We start from the raw sequence: 17,010 nt of genomic DNA, 5'->3' as shown, positions 1-17,010 counted from the left end.
AAAAATGGCCCGCAACTGCGAGCCATTTTTTTTAATCCATAACTTTATCTAAGTTTTGACCGAACAACTCCAGTCGCCACCCTTGCATCACATCTGGCAACCTTGCCGGATCTCGGTCGTACTTCCATATCCATGAAAGGTACTGATTAAGTTGCTTTTTAGATGCTAAAAACTCAGTCGCTAAGCCACTATGCTGCGCCGCTTTTTTCACTTCATCTTTGAGTTTCTTAAAGACCTGTTTGTAACCCGGAAAATCCATTAGGCGCTCGATTTTATCTGGGTACTCTTCTTCTGGCGTTTGTTGGGCGCGTTTGACAATAGCAGCAATGCGCTCACCATGACGACGAATAGCACGTGGATCCACGCCCTCTTCTTCCATCTGCTTAGGCTTCTTAAGCGCAAAGCGCGCAATGCTCCACAGCTCTTGCTCTTTGATGACGAAGTTTAGTGCAAGGTCACGCTTGAGTGCTTCATTCATTCGCCACGTGGCTAAAGGTTTGAGAATGGCCAATTGCTTGCGCTTCAATTGCCAGGCACCTTTAATGTCGAGATAAGCACTGTCTGGATTTGGCGTTTTACCACGTTTTTGCATTAACAAGTCAGATTCTTGCTGTGCGGCATCCCACCAATCCTTTGCTTCCACTTGAGCAAACAGTTTGAAATACAGAGGCCATAGGTAATAAACATCAGCCGCTGCATAATCCAGTTGCTTATCTGTCAGTGGACGCGCAACCCAATCAGCTCGGGATTCACTCTTATCGAGCTCTACACCAAGGTATTCGTCAACCAATGCAGCAAACCCCGTCGATAGTCCGTGACCTAAGAAGGCTGCCATGATTTGCGTATCGACCATTGGGAATGGCATGCATCCGAAACTGTTGACGAACACTTCCAAATCTTCTCCGCAGGCATGGAGGACTTTGAGTACCGAGGCATCTTGAAGCAGTTCAATAAAAGGGGTGAAATCACTAATAGTCAATGGATCGATAAGTGACAGCTGCTCACCATCGTATAGCTGGATGAGACCCAGTTTAGGGTAGAAGGTACGGATACGTACAAACTCGGTATCCAACATGACTACATCGGATTCACGAGCCTTGTTACATACCGACTCTAGTTCGGCCAACTCGGTTACTATTTGATATTCCACTCAGTCTCTCTTAAAAAAACAATGCCAGCTTTGAGGGCTGGCATTCTAGCATTGATTGTAATTAAAGGTTAACGTTAAACCGTTTTTTCTGAGGTTTTGGTCAACTTGGCGTCGTTCTCTTCACGAAGTACACGGCGCAAAATCTTACCCACGTTAGTCTTTGGCAAGTCCTCTCTAAACTCCACGCGCTTAGGAATCTTATAGCCTGTTAAGTGCTTACGACAGTGTTCAATGATCTCTTCTTTAGTTAATGAAGAGTCTTTCTTAACTACAAACACTTTCACAATCTCACCGGATGCTTCGTTGGCCTCACCGATTGCCGCCACTTCAAGCACCTTATCATTCAATGCAATCACATCTTCGATCTCGTTTGGATAAACGTTAAAACCGGAGACCAAAATCATGTCTTTCTTACGGTCAACGATATGCAAGAAGCCGTCCTCATCGAACTGAACGATGTCACCAGTCGATAACCAACCCTCTTGGTTGATAACTTCTTTCGTTGCTTCTGCACGCTGCCAGTAACCTTGCATCACTTGTGGGCCACGAACTTGCAACTCACCTTTCGAGTCATCCGTCACGGGGTTACCATCTTCATCAACAATGCGCACTTCCGTTGATGGCACTGGTAGACCAATCGAGCCGTTGTATTGTTCTAAATCGTGCGGATAAGCAGCAACAAGAGGAGAACACTCAGTTAGGCCATAACCTTCAAGTAGCAAACAACCAGTGGTCTTTTTCCATTGCTCTGCAACGGCGCGCTGAACGGCCATACCACCACCAACAGACAACCTTAAACCACGGAAATCCAACTCATGGAAGTCTTCGTTATTGATCAGGGCATTAAATAGCGTGTTAACACCAGTAATAGCGGTAAACGGATACTTTTGGAGCTCTTTAACAAACCCAGGAATATCACGTGGGTTGGTGATCAACAGGTTTTGACCGCCCATTTCAATGAACAGTAAACAGTTAACCGTCAACGCAAAAACGTGATACAGCGGCAGCGCTGTCACCACTAACTCGCGACCTTCATTCAAGACCGGCGCATACATGCCCTTAGCTTGCATCACATTGGCAATCATATTGCGATGAGTCAAAATCGCGCCTTTTGCTACGCCTGTCGTACCACCGGTGTACTGTAAGAACGCAATGTCATCGCCCGTCATAAACGGCTTCACGTATTGCAAGCGGCGGCCTTTATGCAGCGCTTTTCGGAATGAAATTGCACCTGGCAAATCATACTTAGGCACCATACCTTTGACGTATTTCACGACAAAGTCGACCACCGTCCCTTTTGCTCTTGGCAACATTTGGCCAAGACTGGTTAGTACCACGTGTTTGATTGGCGTGTTCTCGACCACTTGCTCAAGCGTGCTAGCAAAGTTGGAGACGATAATTATAGCTTTAGCATCAGCGTCGTTTAACTGGTGCTCTAGCTCACGCGGTGTATACAGTGGGTTAACGTTGACGGCTATTAAGCCAGCACGTAAGACACCAAACAAGGCAACCGGATATTGCAGCAAGTTAGGCATCATGATCGCGACACGATCACCCTTTTTCAGCTTTAACTCATTTTGTAAGTAAGCTGCAAAAGCGCGACTGCGCTCTTCCAACTTACGAAATGTCATCACCGACCCCATATTAACGAAGGCTGGTTGGTCAGCGAATTTATGTACTGACTGTTCAAACATTTCTACTAAAGAAGGATACTGGTCCGGATTAATCTGTTCCGGCACATCACTTGGGTATCGCGAAAGCCAAGGTTTATCCACAATTATACTCCTTGCGTGTAAGGTCACTCTTTCGTATTCATAGACTGGCAGTTAAATCAGTGTAGAGTTTAAAAACTTGTTAACACTTAGAATCTCTATGAATGTTTTATTATTCCTGCTATTACAACACAGCAGACCAGTTTGCGCACGAAAGACTCAAACACTTGTTTAATTTTTGTTAACTAGTCCAAGTATTAGCTCAAATACCTTTTTTGGCGACTCTAAATGGCAATGGTGATCGCCTTCGACCTTTTCTATCTGTGCATGGACAAGAAGAGATAAGATTTGAGGGTTCTGTAAATAGTGATAACCACGCTGCCCCAAAATCACCAAATGAGGAACAGTAATCGCAGACATAATGGTCTCAGCGTGCTCTTGCGTCATACGATAGACCGACTCACATTTAAGCTTACTGTCATGACGCCAAAACCACTGACCATCGATCAATTGCAGGTCACGTTCAACAATCGGGAGGACTGTTTCTTCCCGCAACTTTGTTGCTCGCATCCTCATTTTGATTGCATCTTGTTTGGATGGAATGGCACGTGGTGATTTTTCTCGCCAATGCTCACGACTTTCAATACCGTTTCTTAGTCGCTCTGCGCTCTGCTCTGGGGATTCAGAAAGAGGGACATGCGCTTCGATTTGAACTAATCCTGCGACTTTTTCAGGAAAGGCCGCACTATAGCAACTCGCGATTAATGCACCAAGTGAATGTCCCACTAGATATACATCAACTGCTTCAAGTTTGAGCAAAATGCGGTGAAGATCATCGATGTAGTCGTGAAAGTTGTAAAAATGGTGCGCAGACTTATGTGTTGAATGACCATGCCCTGGCAAATCAATCGCAATAACTCGCCAAGGTACCTGATGTGCAGCAGCCTGCTCGATTAAAGAGTGGAAACTGGCGGCATTATCCATCCAACCATGAATAAAAACGACCGTCTTAGCGGCCGTTAGTTTGGGGTTCAATTCAAGATAGGCCACGTACCTGTCATCTATCTTGACTGATTTTTCTTCTATTTTTGCAAGCAATGCTACTTCACCTCTTTGATAACTCTTCCCTGTGTTGGTCCGTAGTAGAAGTCGTCACAGTAATAACCCCAGCAGGAATGAAAAGAACTTGGGTTACGATTTATGATCAAGCGCTCTTCTACTCGCCAAAGATACTGCCCATATACTTTGATAACAGGAAAGTCCGCTTCGAACTCACCTACTTTGCCACGCTCCACACCACCTTTATGACCACCAACGGTAATTAAGCGACCACGTGAGTACGTTACAGGATCGACAAATCCATCAACATAAGCAATAAAACGACCATTGGGTTCTTGGTCTAAGTCAGGCTTACCATACTTATCGATCGGAAGATTGACGATCTCAATGCGAGTTTGGCTTGGCAAGTTTTTAACCGTATCAATCACACCACCAAGGCGAACTTCAGTTCCATCTTTAGCATCAACCACTTGTTGATATTGGGAAACAACGTTTTCATTCGTTGTGGCAAGTTGCTCCGGTAAGCTCCCACACGCCGACAACATTATACTCAAACCAATCAGGCTAACGATTTTCGTCACCAAATTCATACTTCTTATCCTTAAATGAAAAATACTCTTATTATCATATAAAAATATCGACACCAAGTAACTGCTCAAGTTCCTCTCGTTTGGCTCGATTCATCACATTCATATAGGCTTCTAATGCTTTTTTGGAGCGTCCTTCCGGTAAATCATATTGGACTTGGGCACGCGCTACGTCAGCGTCTGATAAATGTTTTACCGAATGAGCAACAGCTTGAGCCACTTTAGTGACTTGTGTGGTTTGATTAGTTGCGTTAGTACTTGAGGGCGTCGACGCTTTCGACACAGCCTTATTCGTTTTGGCTTTTTGTGTCTTGCGCTGGTTGGTAAGAGAAGGAAGGCCGTTAATCGAGACCATGAGTTAATTAAGCTAGCGCGTTATTCGCACGCTAGCTTTCTCCCGTTATTCGCGGCCTGGCAGCTTTTTCCAAGCTACCGTATCGCGAAGATAAACTGGACTTGCCTCTTCCGCTGGCACAGTATTACCGCGCTCTAGTTCGAATTTAGCAAGAAATGCGATATCTTGCGCCTGCGGATATTTGACTTCAGAAGCGATGGTATCGATAGCCAATGTGTTCATTGTGTCCACGTAAGCTTCCCAACCCGTTCCAGCTTGCGTCCACTGCATGCCATCAGCAGACAGATTCTCCGCTAAGATGCTCGGTGGGATCACTTGTTCTTGGTCAACGTCTTGCCAATCGCCATTGTCTTGCTGTTCGAAACGCCCCCAATACACTTCGTTCATGCGTGCATCGATAGCACTAGCCACACGAGTGGCACCATTCATACGATATGAGCCTTGCGCCATTGCTTTGAGTGTTGAAATTCCAATCATTGGTAAGTCGGCACCAAACCCTAGCCCTTGAGCAATCCCGATACAAATACGTACACCCGTAAAACTGCCCGGACCACGTGCAAACGCTAAGGCATCCAGTTCTGCAAGTGTCAATCCTGCCTCTTTTAACAGCTCATCGACCATAGGAAGTACTTTCTTCGTATGATCGCGAGGAGCAAGTTCACTGCGAGTATGAATCGTATCACCAACCAACAGAGCCACTGAGCAGTTCTCTGTTGCAGTATCGATAGCTAGAATTTTATAAGTCATTTATTTCTCAATTTTTTCTTCTTTAGCATCCGACTCTGTGTCAAGTGCTAGAAACTGTCTTATCGTTCCAAGGTCGCGCGTTCGAGGAATAGGCGGTAAGCTGGCTAAGAACGTCGCACCATACTCTCTGGTCACCAATCGATTGTCACAAATGATCAATGCGCCACGATCTTTCTGATCTCGAATCAATCGGCCCACACCTTGTTTTAACGTAATTACGGCATCAGGCAGTTGTACCTGTTGGAACGGGTCACCACCTTGTAATTTACAATCTTCGATCCGTGCTTTAAGCAGTGGATCATCGGGGGCTGTAAACGGTAATTTGTCGATGATAACACAGCTCAGCGTATCACCTCTAACATCTATTCCTTCCCAAAATGCCCCTGTCGCCACCAGCAAAGCGTTACCAAGTTCCATAAACTCTGCGAGCGTTTTTTGTTTGCTGGTTTCACCTTGAAGTAATACGGGCAGTGACAAGCTTTCACGAAACTTTTCACCCAGCTCGCGCATCATGCTGTGTGAGGTGCATAGGAAAAAGCAGCGCCCTTGGTTTTCTTCAATGACCGGAGACAACATGTTCACTAGCTTTTGAGCTAATCCTTGGCTATTTGGTTCAGGCAAATAACGTGGTACACACAATCTAGCCTGAGTGGGATAATCAAACGGACTTGGTAGAGAAAACTGCTGCTTCGGAATCAGACCTAATCGAGAGGTAAAGTGACCAAAGTCATCGGAAACCGCTAAAGTTGCAGAGGTAAAAATCCATGCACCGCCCTTCATCTCCACTTGCTCATGGAACTTATCGGCAACGGTTAACGGGGTGATATGCAGACTAAAATGACGAGGCGACGTATCGTACCAATAGGAGTAACCGGTAATAGTGACATCGCACACTCGTTCAATACGACCTTTAATAAGATTAGCCCGCTCAAATGCGGTATCTAATAGCTGACTTCGACCTAAAGCGAGTTTAAGTACATCAATCACCAAGTTGATGGCATCCAGCAGTCGGTCTAATTCACGTTTGATACTTGGTGAGGCAACGGCATCGCGCCAGTTTCCCCTAAAACCTGTATCGCCTAGCACAATACGCATATCCATCGCTGATTGGGAGAGTCTATCACCTGCTTTTTGCAATTGGCGCATGTCTCTGGCTTCAGTGCGATAACCAATCTCAATATCTTTCGCGAGATCTTGGATCTGACGGCTTGAAATAGATTGCCCGAAATACTGACTGGCAATATCTGGTATTTGGTGTGCTTCATCAAAGATAAACACTTCCGCTTCTGGAATCAGCTCCCCAAAACCAGTCTCCTTGATAGCAAGATCCGCCATAAATAAGTGGTGGTTTACCACCACGACATCAGAGTCCAATGCTCGCTTACGAGCCTTCAATACAAAGCAATCTTGGTAGCTTGGACACTCTTTTCCTAAGCAGTTGTCATTAGTGGACGTAATGGTGGGTATAATTGGGCTATCTTCAGCAATCGCATCGCATTCACCCAAGTCTCCAGACTTGGTTTCCGAGGACCAAGATCGCACTTTGACCAACTGTGACAACAAATCCGTTTGCGTTTCTGTGGTGTGACTTTCCACCATTTGGCGGCTCAGTCTATCTAGACACAAATAGTTGGAACGCCCTTTTAACAACGAAACTTGCCCATGAAAACCTAACGCTTCAACCATCAAAGGTAAATCACGATGGAAGAGCTGTTCTTGTAAGTTTTTCGATCCGGTACTGATAATGGTTTTCTTACCGCTTAACAGCGCAGGGACTAAATAAGCAAAGGTTTTGCCAGTACCCGTACCCGCTTCCACCACAAGCTGATCTTCATTATGAATAGCTTGTTCAACGGCATCAGCCATATCAAGTTGTGGTTGTCTGGGCTGAAAACCGGGGATAACCCTTCCCAATGCGCCATCAGAGGCGAACGCCTTTTTAATTGTTCGTGAAACCATTTATTGTTGAAACCACTGATTGCCGCTACCTAATATTAATCGGCCTAGTGTATACCTAATCGCTTGGCAGTTGAAAATTGAATTGAGCGCTCTTGCTCGTAGAACAGAGAATAAGAGCGCTTAAACCAGGGAAGAATTTAAAGTGGCTAGTGCTTATTCAGGTAACGTGTAAGCCATCCTGGGGCGATGACATTGTCCGATTGCTTTAATTGTTCTGCTGCTTGTGAAGGCGAGACTTTACTGTTCCAAAGCTCATCAAGCTCATGCTGGTCAATGGCCGAATCTCCAACCAATTCTGAGACTCTTTGGTCGTAGAGTTTGCGCGCGAGTAGTTCTTTATCCATAACACTCTCCTAAAGCCAAATTGAGGATGCTCCAACAAATCGAGACAAGCCGGAATGCCGTCGTGGCGGACTTCTTTTGTTGAAACCTTGCCCAGAATAGATTAATAATGTTGATTAGATTGCGTACTACCTCAACAAACGCACCATTTTAAATCCTCAAATTCGTAAATTTAGATTCACATCAATATGTTGTGCTCCTTCCGGACCATAAATATCGAGTTTCAGAATAACGAAGAGGTCAAAGTTTAAATTTCACGGAAGCAGTAAATCATGGAAAAGAAAACGTTATTGACGCATTGCAACGATGCGCCTGGTCTCATTTCAAAAATCACCAACATTTGTTACAAGCACCAGCTGAACATTATTCACAACAATGAATTTGTAGATAACACCAGTGGTCACTTCTTTATGCGCACTGAGTTGGAAGGTTACTTCAACGATGAAACCTTTTTAGCGGATTTAGACCAAGCACTCCCACAAGGCACAAAACGTAAGTTAGTCGATTCATCACGTAAGCGCATCGTTATTCTGGTCACCAAAGAAGCGCACTGCCTAGGTGATATCTTGATGAAAAACTTTGATGGTAGTCTAGATGTAGAGATCGCCGCAGTCATCGGTAATTACGATATACTTCAAGGACTAACCGAGAAGTTTGATATCCCATACCACTGCGTTTCTCATGACGGACTAAGCCGAGAGGAGCATGAAACGAAAATGTTGGAAGTGATCGACCAATATGAGGCCGATTATTTGGTGCTGGCAAAATATATGCGCGTTCTAACGCCAACGTTCGTGGAACAATATCATCATAAAATCATCAACATTCACCACAGTTTCTTGCCTGCATTTATCGGCGCTAAACCATACCAGCAAGCGTATGATCGCGGCGTGAAGATTATCGGCGCGACAGCCCATTTCGTCACCAATGATCTGGATGAAGGCCCAATCATCAAACAAGACGTTATCCCAGTGGATCACAACTTTAGTGCCGCAGACATGGCTCAAGCTGGACGAGATGTTGAGAAAAACGTACTTTCCAAAGCGTTAAACAAGGTCATTAATGACCATGTGTTTGTTTACGGCAATAAGACCGTCATTCTGTAGCCTTTATAACTCGCTACCATGGTTGAATCATCATTGAGCAATGGTAGCGAGTGACTTTCGCTAACTCTAATCAGATAGACGCAGACTCGGTTTATTCAGGAACTAGCGTTAATTTGAGTAACGATCCCCTTTCGAATAGTCCACCTGATAGCCCAAGTCATCTAATAGACCTAATGTCACTGGTCCAATCAAAGTACCATTTGCCATCAACTCTTGACTCATGTCTGGTACTGGAACGCCGTTTTTATCGTAGCGCTTTTTGTCTTCACTCCACTTTGAGTCATATAAATGGCCACCATCGTCACTTATTGGCAGTTCGCGATAGTTTACCTGATATTGTCGATTAAACCGTTTCACCGCTTGGCTATCTTTGACTAAAAACACTTTACCCAGTTGTCCGTCATGACGCGTATAGTCGGTAGAATACGCCCCCACCCCGAACACATGACCCATTTCGTGCAGAATATTGGCGTTGAATTCAACTTGATCAAATCCAGGCTCATAGGTATGGCTGCCGATAAAGACCGACCCTTTTGTAGGAATCAGACGCCAACTGATATCAATTTCATCTTCAGGCCCCGCCATGCCATTGGCATCTTCGAGCGGTACCACATAGAAGTTAATGTCTAGTGTATGTTTGTCAGCGCCATCGACGGCGGTAAGCACTTCAAGCCATCGCTTAGCCGCGCGCTCATAAGGAGCTATGTAAGATTTGCTCCATGGTGCTTTTTTACCATCATCAAGAACTAGTTGATTGCAAAAATGTAGATTGAGATCGAGGCGACCGTTAGAGACTTGTCGACTCGTGCTGGTTTCACAGGTGGGATTATCAATATCAAAACCAGCGGCGGAGGTTAGAAAAGAGGTGCTTGATAGGAGCAGCACTACTCCCCATTTATTTATCGTAGCTGTTATCACTTGCCGTTTCCTTACAGACTAGGTTTACAGCTACAAGTTTAGTCGTTGACGATAAATTGATCGGTAAGAGCCTGTCGAGGCTTTGTGAAGTTAGCCCTTATTCAGGTAATGATATTTCACTTAATGTCATTACCCGAATAACTATAACTCACACCATTTTACTCTAGATATCGGCTTGCTCAGAAGCAACAATGTTTTTTAGGCTATGCGGATGAAGTTTGACGCAGATGTTATCGTGCTTAAATGCCACCGTCGGGTTAGCTAAGCGCTCTCCTTCGCCTTTCGGACTGGATAGCTTCATTTTAATGTTAAGATCATCCAACTGCTCCAAACGATGAGCCAACGCTGGAAAAATGATACATAAATCAGCTAAATATTCGTCCGCTGTTGTTGCCTTTGAAGGCACAACGAACTCAACGTGCTCCCAGTGTTCAATAGGGTGTGTCTTCCCTATTGCTGGATAAGGCAATTCCAGACATTCAATCGACCAACCACGACTTGTTATTGCTTGGTCAAATTGCAAAACGATAATTGGACGACCGTTTATGTGCGCCTCAGAAATGACCTTGCCATATTCTAGCCACGCGGTATGAGCCGCTTTCGCCACGTCCGAATCATTGATTCGCAAAGCAATATGATCGGCTTGGTAATCTGCTAAATCTATAGATAACTTGCTGCATAATGCCTGAACTTTATCGAGAAAGGCATCCGTTTCACTCAACATTTGAGAAGGTACTAGACCTTTTTGTAGCAGGGTTTGTTCCATTTTTTAGCGCTCATTTTGTACTTCAAACGCCAGATAGTAGCAGGATTCGGCCAGAATCAGAAAAAATACAAACTTCCCCTCTAGGTCACTGGCGTTAAAGTTGCTATTATGTGCGCCAAATTGCCACAGTTTCATGAACAACATGAAATCCAATTCCAAGAATTGAAGGAAACGCGTGTGAATATCCAAGCACTGATCAACGACAAAGTATCTCAGGCTCTAGAAGCCGCTGGCGCACCTGCAGGCAGTCCTGCTGCTGTTCGCCAATCTGCGAAACCACAGTTTGGTGACTACCAAGCAAATGGCGTAATGGGCGTTGCTAAGAAATTGGGTACAAATCCACGAGAATTCGCACAGAAAGTTCTGGACGTTTTGGACCTAGATGGAATTGCAAGCAAAACTGAAATTGCTGGTCCTGGCTTTATTAACATCTTCCTAAGCGAAGAATTTCTTGCAAAGCAAGCTGACGAAGCACTGACGGATGCACGCCTTGGTGTGGCTTCTCAAGAGCAACAAACCATCGTTGCTGACTACTCTGCACCAAACGTAGCAAAAGAAATGCACGTTGGTCACCTTCGTTCAACCATCATCGGTGATGCGGTTGTTCGTACCCTAGAGTTTTTAGGTCATAACGTTATCCGTGCTAACCACATCGGTGACTGGGGTACTCAGTTCGGTATGCTTATCGCTAACCTAGAACGCGTTCAACAAGAGTCTGGTGAAGTTTCAATGGAACTCTCTGACCTTGAAGCTTTCTACCGCGAATCTAAAAAGCTGTATGACGAAGATGCTGAATTTGCAGAGCGCGCTCGTGGCTACGTAGTGAAACTGCAAGGTGGCGATGAGTTCTGCGCTGAAATGTGGAGGAAGCTTGTTGACGTTACTATGATCCAGAACCAACGCAATTACGATCGCCTAAATGTATCATTAACGCGTGATGATGTGATGGGTGAAAGTATGTATAACGACATGCTACCTGGCATTGTGCAAGACCTGAAAGAAAAAGGTCTAGCAGTTGAAGATGACGGCGCACAAGTGGTATTCCTTGACGAATACAAGAATAAAGATGGCGAGCCAATGGGTGTTATCATCCAAAAACGTGATGGCGGCTTCCTATACACTACAACAGACATCGCTTGTGCAAAATATCGCTACGAGAAGCTTGGTGCAGACCGCGTACTTTACTTCATCGATTCACGTCAGCACCAACACCTACAGCAAGCTTGGACTATCGTTCGCAAGGCAGGTTATGTACCAGAATCAACCAGCCTTGAGCACCATGCATTTGGTATGATGCTAGGTAAAGATGGTCGTCCGTTCAAGACTCGCGCAGGCGGTACGGTTCGCCTTGCTGATCTTCTAGACGAAGCAGTAGAGCGCGCTACAGCGTTAATCGAGTCGAAAAACCCAGAGCTAGATGCTGAAGAGAAAGCAAATATCGCTAACACGGTAGCAATGGCAGCGGTTAAGTATGCTGACCTTTCTAAGCACCGTACTACAGACTACGTGTTTGATTGGGACAACATGCTAGCGTTTGAAGGTAACACTGCTCCTTACATGCAGTACGCTTACACTCGTGTAGCATCTATCTTTGCAAAAGCTGGCGTATCAATGGACGAGCTTTCTGGTGACATTAAGATCACTGATGAGAAAGAGAAAGCGTTAGTTGCTAAACTACTGCAATTCGAGGAAGCCGTACAATCTGTTGCTCGTGAAGGTCAGCCTCACATTATGTGTAGCTACTTATTTGAGCTTGCTGGTCAATTCTCTAGCTTCTACGAAGCATGTCCAATTCTTATTGCTGAAGATGAAAGCGTTAAGCAAAGCCGCCTAAAACTCGCGGCATTAACAGCGAAGACTATCCAGCAAGGTCTAGAACTGCTTGGTATCGAAACGCTAGAACGCATGTAATTACCACTCCGTAAATGGTAATGAATACACAAAGGTTGACGTGAAAGCGTCAACCTTTTGTTTTATCTGACGTATACTAAGTCCCTCATTATGACAACGGAATTAACACCATGAGCTTTGAACTGCACCCTCAACTCGCCAAAGACACTACTGTCATCGGTCACTTTCCACTTTGCGTTGCCCTCCTGAGCAAGGACAGTGCAGTTCCTTGGGTAATCTTGGTTCCGAAGCGTGAAAACTTAAAAGAACTTCATCACTTACCAATGAAGGAACAGCAGCAATTTTTGCTAGAGTCTCAAGCCGTCGCTCAAGCACTCGAAGCGACTTTTCGACCTGACAAGCTCAACCTTGGCGCATTAGGAAATATGGTGCCGCAACTGCATATCCATCATATTGCTCGATTCAAAGACGACATCGCGTGGCCAGGTCCTGTATGGGGCAATACCAAAGGCGAGCAACGCAGCGATGAAGAACAAGCGGACATCATGACACGCATCGGTAATGTCCTTTCCTTAAGCAGCTTGTTTACACGCGATTAATGTCGCCCTTTTAACAGCGAGTGACCATTGGCCTACCTACCCAAGATCTCCGCTCGAATAAAGATCTTGGGTACTATTACGTATTCGTAATAATCTTTAAAAAAATCCTATTATTATCACGAATCCAATTTCTCTATAAACTTGCCCCATTGAAATATAGGAGCAAGTCATGACCAAAAGATTATTAGTTCAATTCCGTTATGTCAGCTGGATTGCCATCATTGGCTCTATGGCTGGCTCTGTCTTATTGTTCCTAATTGGTGCCACAAAGACTTACAATGCGTTTGGTGTGTTCTTGTTGAACGCCGAGCCACCTTCCGAGTTACTGCACCTAGACCGCGCAGATATAGCCATCAGCTACCTTATTAAATCTTTGGATACCTTCTTAGTCGCTTTAGTGCTGTTTATTTTTTCACATGGGGTGTACACCTTATTTATCAAGAATAAAACCTCCGAAGAGACAGATTCAACTCTGAGCTGGATTAAAACACCAAACATCGGTCACTTAAAAAACAAACTGGCCGAGGTCATTATCATCATCCTCTTCGTCAAGTTTCTTGAACTGGTGTTGATCAACTTTAACCAACTTCAGTGGGAAATGCTGGTCTTGCCAAGTGCAATTGTTTTGCTAAGTGGTGGCCTCAAGTTATTAGGTCTCAATCAACATAAATAAAAAAAGCCGCCCTAATTGGGCGGCTATTAATATAATGACTCAATCACGTTTTACATAGTAACGGTAATCGATAAACCATCGTTACGATTCATGGCATAACGCACACGCGTCACTTGATCGGATTTATTGGTATCAAGCATGCGTGATACTGTGCCCTTACGAATCCATACGGACAACATCGCATCAACACCATCTTCACTGAGTGAGAACTTCTTAGCAATCTCCTGACGACTCGCGCCAGGATGCATTTCAATGAATGATTTTAACTCTGTAAGAATCATGCAGTTTGCGCCTCTAGTGCACTCTGTTTTCGGCCTTCGCTTTGCAGTAGCTTGAACACCAGTACACACACTAACAGAATGGCAGCGATCCAAGCAGCACTGGTCATAGGATGAGCCGTGAAATGAGTAACCTGGTAGTACAGCGTTGCACTTCCGTAGGCTAGACCCATTGTCCACACCGCAATAAAGCGTGCGTATTTTTGACCGAACTCTTTAACGTAAGCACCCATTGCTGCAACACATGGTGTGTAAAGCAAGATAAAGATCAAGTAAGCAAACGCTGCATTGCCAGTGACAAAGTAGCCTTTTAGGTTACCAAAAATTGATGTATCTACGGCCTGCTCTTCAGCTACGGCAGAGGAATCAGTAAGGTCACCAACATCGACACCTAGAGGATCTGAGTAGCTAAGACCAGCTAGATTCGCCGGAATAGATTCAACCGCTTCTTGTAGGCTGCCCATCAAATCATATTCACTTTCTTCACCTTCACTCGAAGTGTAAAGGCTATTGAGTGTACCAACGACCGCTTCCTTCGCAAAAATACCAGTGATAATACCCACCGTTGCTGGCCAGTTATCTTGCTGTACACCCATAGGTGCAAAGACTGGAGTAACCACTTGAGCTGCTTTCGACAGTACTGAGTTTTCGCTATCTTCATTACCGAATGAGCCGTCTGTACCAACAGAATTTAGGAAGCTCAAGATAGTCACAACTACTACGATAGTTTTACCTGCACCCAATACAAAGCGCTTCAGTTTCTGCCATGTTTTGATCATGACGTTTTGGAAGGTTGGCAGCTCATAGTCTGGCATTTCCATAACTAAGCTATCACTCGAGCCTGGGTAGATGGTGTGCTTAAGTACTAAACCTGTAAACACTGCCGCGACAATACCAAGGATGTACAAAGCGAATACCACATTTTGACCGCTTTCCGGGAAGAAAGCCGCTGCAAACAAGGCATACACAGGAAGGCGGGCACCACACGACATAAATGGTGCCATGGATGCGGCGAGTTTGCGCTCACGCTCTTGATCTAGGGTACGTGTTGCCATAATGGAAGGCACGTTACAGCCAAAACCTAAAACCAGTGGGACGAATGCTTTGCCCGGTAGACCGATTTTTTGCATGACTTTATCTAGCACGAACGCGGCACGAGACATGTAACCAGAGCTCTCAAGAACGGCCAAGAAAAGGTACAGAGCTGCAATCACTGGGATAAAGGTAGCTACCGTTTGAATACCACCACCGACACCGTCAGCAATAAGCGTTACAAGCCAAACAGGTAAGTGTCCATCCAGTAGATAGTGTCCACCATCAACCAGCAACGCACCGACACCAATGTCAAAGAAGTCGATAAATGCGCTACCAATGTTAATGGAGAACATAAACATTAGGTACATCACCACAAAGAAGAATGGCACACCCACCCATTTGTTCAGAATAAGTGCGTCTACTTTTTCAGTGAAGCTGCGGCTTAGCTTACCTTCACTACGGCGAAGTTTCTTACATTGTTCATGCAGGAATGTGTATTTGGTATCAGCAACCTGTAGATCGATATCAAGTTGAGTTTGCTTGCCAGCCAGTTCAATGTCGTCACGCTGCTCTGATGTCAATGAGTTCAACACCATCACATCTTTTTCTAATGCACGAATCGCTAGTGCTCGCGAATTAACCGTTTCTCCAGCAAAAACAGGTTCCACTTTCGCAATAGCCTGCTCCATCTCTGCACCATAATTAATGGCAAGCGCGTCAAGAGTAAGACCTTGAACAACGGTTTTGTGTAGACGTTCTTTTAGGTTTCTGACTTGGTCTTTATCCGTCGCAGATAATGTCATCACCGGACAGCCAAGCGCTTTCTCAAGCCCGGCAATATCTAATTTTACTCGTTCACGCTTCAACGCATCCATCTTGTTAAGTACAACTACCATAGGGCGACCCAGCTCACGTAGCTGGAGCGTCATATACAAGCTGCGCTCTAAACTGGTAGCATCAACAACGTTAATGATAAGATCAGCAGGATGAGTCAGGACAGCGCGAGAAGCTATCGATTCATCAATACTGTTACCATCATTGCCACTATCTAACGCGTAGATCCCCGGCAAGTCTGTAAGTTGAAAGTCATCACCCGCGTGATGATATTGACCAGTTTTCTTTTCTACCGTGACACCAGCCCAGTTACCAACTTGTTGCTTAGCACCTGTAAGTCCATTGAATAAGGTCGTTTTACCGCTGTTTGGGTTACCGACTGTCAGAATGGTGTAGTTCATTACACTGACTCCACTTCTATCGCTTGCGCTATGTTATTGCGAACAGCCAAAGAGACGCCACGAACCTCAATTTGCAGAGGGTCACCCATTGGAGCTCGACGAATAACTTTAACTTCGGTATTAGGTAATAATCCCATTACCATCAGTTTTTTACGGACATCATTCGATAGTCCTGTCAGTGCAGTGATTTTTCCACTGCTTCCGATATTCAAATCAGCAAGTTTCATTAAATCCACCCAAACTATGATTGGTAATGAGAAATATTAACATTAACAATAATTTTATATTTAAAAACTAAGGTTTCGCATTGCGCTAAATCAATTTTAGCGCCAACGCAACTGCAATATTTGTCAAAATGTTTCCGTCAATTACGTCAATTTCTGAAAATAAACCCAACTTTCATGACGAGAAGATGACTAGCAAAAAAGATAAATAAAAATAAAATCACTAAATATCAACACCTTACACTAAATACAAAACAATGGCGTAATACTCATAATAAGTTGCCGTTTTTTTTATAAGGAAAATAAGTGGAACTGCTTATAGTAAATCCCAACAGAGCAAACCTGCTCCTGTTAATCGAAATTCCAGAGGTGATGTGGGTAACCGCATCACTCCGGCAGCAAGCGAAGGTGTCA

The 17,010-nt window shown here is 44.6% G+C and carries 18 protein-coding genes; 4 read left to right on the top strand and 14 right to left on the bottom strand.

Annotation, left to right across the window (positions count from 1 at the left end; all coding sequences use genetic code 11):
- Positions 1–31: 31 nt before the first annotated feature.
- The 8 genes from rnd to JKJ11_RS04000 all read right to left on the bottom strand — a co-directional run bounded on the left by rnd (position 32) and on the right by JKJ11_RS04000 (position 7,913).
- Positions 32–1,150, bottom strand: coding sequence for a ribonuclease D (rnd, locus tag JKJ11_RS04035; protein ID WP_031494239.1), 1,119 nt, complete (start codon positions 1,148–1,150; stop codon positions 32–34).
- A 74-nt stretch (positions 1,151–1,224) separates the two neighbouring features.
- Positions 1,225–2,925: a long-chain-fatty-acid--CoA ligase FadD gene (gene fadD, locus JKJ11_RS04030; RefSeq protein WP_062463126.1), complete on the bottom strand. Its 1,701-nt coding sequence runs from the start codon at positions 2,923–2,925 to the stop codon at positions 1,225–1,227.
- A gap of 168 nt (positions 2,926–3,093) precedes the next feature.
- The gene (locus JKJ11_RS04025) at positions 3,094–3,960 is read right to left on the bottom strand and encodes an alpha/beta fold hydrolase (protein WP_252038769.1); all 867 of its coding nucleotides are present in this window, start codon (positions 3,958–3,960) and stop codon (positions 3,094–3,096) included.
- 2 nt (positions 3,961–3,962) lie between these two features.
- Complete coding sequence (locus JKJ11_RS04020) at positions 3,963–4,511, bottom strand: Slp family lipoprotein (RefSeq protein WP_006074290.1); 549 nt, start codon at positions 4,509–4,511, stop codon at positions 3,963–3,965.
- A 34-nt stretch (positions 4,512–4,545) separates the two neighbouring features.
- Entirely contained in the window at positions 4,546–4,863 is a 318-nt protein-coding gene (locus JKJ11_RS04015) for a hypothetical protein (RefSeq protein WP_062463120.1), read from the bottom strand.
- A gap of 45 nt (positions 4,864–4,908) precedes the next feature.
- Positions 4,909–5,610, bottom strand: coding sequence for a tRNA (adenosine(37)-N6)-threonylcarbamoyltransferase complex dimerization subunit type 1 TsaB (tsaB, locus tag JKJ11_RS04010; protein WP_006074288.1), 702 nt, complete (start codon positions 5,608–5,610; stop codon positions 4,909–4,911).
- The gene (yoaA, locus tag JKJ11_RS04005; RefSeq protein WP_031494253.1) at positions 5,611–7,569 is read right to left on the bottom strand and encodes a DNA repair helicase YoaA; all 1,959 of its coding nucleotides are present in this window, start codon (positions 7,567–7,569) and stop codon (positions 5,611–5,613) included.
- A 146-nt stretch (positions 7,570–7,715) separates the two neighbouring features.
- Positions 7,716–7,913 carry a hypothetical protein gene (locus JKJ11_RS04000; protein WP_031494254.1) on the bottom strand — a complete coding sequence of 66 codons (198 nt, stop codon included), beginning with the start codon at positions 7,911–7,913 and terminating at the stop codon, positions 7,716–7,718.
- Positions 7,914–8,183: 270 nt separating this feature from the next.
- Here JKJ11_RS04000 and purU point away from each other — a divergent pair, with 270 nt between their 5' ends.
- Positions 8,184–9,017 (top strand): formyltetrahydrofolate deformylase, encoded by an 834-nt coding sequence (gene purU / locus JKJ11_RS03995; RefSeq protein ID WP_006074285.1) that lies wholly within the window; start codon positions 8,184–8,186, stop codon positions 9,015–9,017.
- A gap of 108 nt (positions 9,018–9,125) precedes the next feature.
- On the opposite strand, the gene JKJ11_RS03990 is transcribed toward purU, so the two are convergent.
- The 3 genes from JKJ11_RS03990 to JKJ11_RS03980 form a co-directional block, all read right to left on the bottom strand.
- Positions 9,126–9,935, bottom strand: a complete 810-nt coding sequence (locus JKJ11_RS03990; RefSeq protein WP_096441733.1) for a hypothetical protein — start codon at positions 9,933–9,935, stop codon at positions 9,126–9,128.
- Positions 9,936–10,098: 163 nt separating this feature from the next.
- Positions 10,099–10,701 (bottom strand): VOC family protein, encoded by a 603-nt coding sequence (locus tag JKJ11_RS03985; RefSeq protein ID WP_252038768.1) that lies wholly within the window; start codon positions 10,699–10,701, stop codon positions 10,099–10,101.
- A 3-nt stretch (positions 10,702–10,704) separates the two neighbouring features.
- Complete coding sequence (locus JKJ11_RS03980) at positions 10,705–10,845, bottom strand: hypothetical protein (RefSeq protein WP_216364621.1); 141 nt, start codon at positions 10,843–10,845, stop codon at positions 10,705–10,707.
- Between the two features lie 33 nt (positions 10,846–10,878).
- Between JKJ11_RS03980 and argS the strand changes: the two genes are divergently transcribed.
- The 3 genes from argS (at position 10,879) to JKJ11_RS03965 (ending at position 13,824) form a co-directional block, all read left to right on the top strand.
- Positions 10,879–12,612, top strand: a complete 1,734-nt coding sequence (gene argS / locus JKJ11_RS03975; RefSeq protein WP_096441841.1) for an arginine--tRNA ligase — start codon at positions 10,879–10,881, stop codon at positions 12,610–12,612.
- Positions 12,613–12,722: 110 nt separating this feature from the next.
- Entirely contained in the window at positions 12,723–13,151 is a 429-nt protein-coding gene (locus JKJ11_RS03970) for an HIT family protein (protein ID WP_252038767.1), read from the top strand.
- A 169-nt stretch (positions 13,152–13,320) separates the two neighbouring features.
- Complete coding sequence (locus JKJ11_RS03965; RefSeq protein ID WP_006074280.1) at positions 13,321–13,824, top strand: YqhA family protein; 504 nt, start codon at positions 13,321–13,323, stop codon at positions 13,822–13,824.
- 50 nt (positions 13,825–13,874) lie between these two features.
- Here the strand turns inward: JKJ11_RS03965 and JKJ11_RS03960 are convergent, their stop codons facing one another.
- The 3 genes from JKJ11_RS03960 to JKJ11_RS03950 are packed head-to-tail and all read right to left on the bottom strand — an operon-like array spanning position 13,875 to position 16,599.
- Positions 13,875–14,105 carry a FeoC-like transcriptional regulator gene (locus JKJ11_RS03960; protein ID WP_006074279.1) on the bottom strand — a complete coding sequence of 77 codons (231 nt, stop codon included), beginning with the start codon at positions 14,103–14,105 and terminating at the stop codon, positions 13,875–13,877.
- Complete coding sequence (feoB, locus tag JKJ11_RS03955; RefSeq protein WP_006074278.1) at positions 14,102–16,372, bottom strand: Fe(2+) transporter permease subunit FeoB; 2,271 nt, start codon at positions 16,370–16,372, stop codon at positions 14,102–14,104. Before feoB ends, JKJ11_RS03960 begins: the two co-directional genes overlap by 4 nt.
- Positions 16,372–16,599: a FeoA family protein gene (locus JKJ11_RS03950; RefSeq protein WP_006074277.1), complete on the bottom strand. Its 228-nt coding sequence runs from the start codon at positions 16,597–16,599 to the stop codon at positions 16,372–16,374. Before JKJ11_RS03950 ends, feoB begins: the two co-directional genes overlap by 1 nt.
- Positions 16,600–17,010 lie beyond the last annotated feature (411 nt).

The sequence above is a fragment of the Vibrio sp. SCSIO 43133 genome, from assembly GCF_023716845.1.
Lineage (GTDB): Bacteria > Pseudomonadota > Gammaproteobacteria > Enterobacterales > Vibrionaceae > Vibrio > Vibrio mediterranei.
Note: the sequence above shows the minus strand (reverse complement) of the source record. Positions and strands in the feature narration are given on the sequence as shown.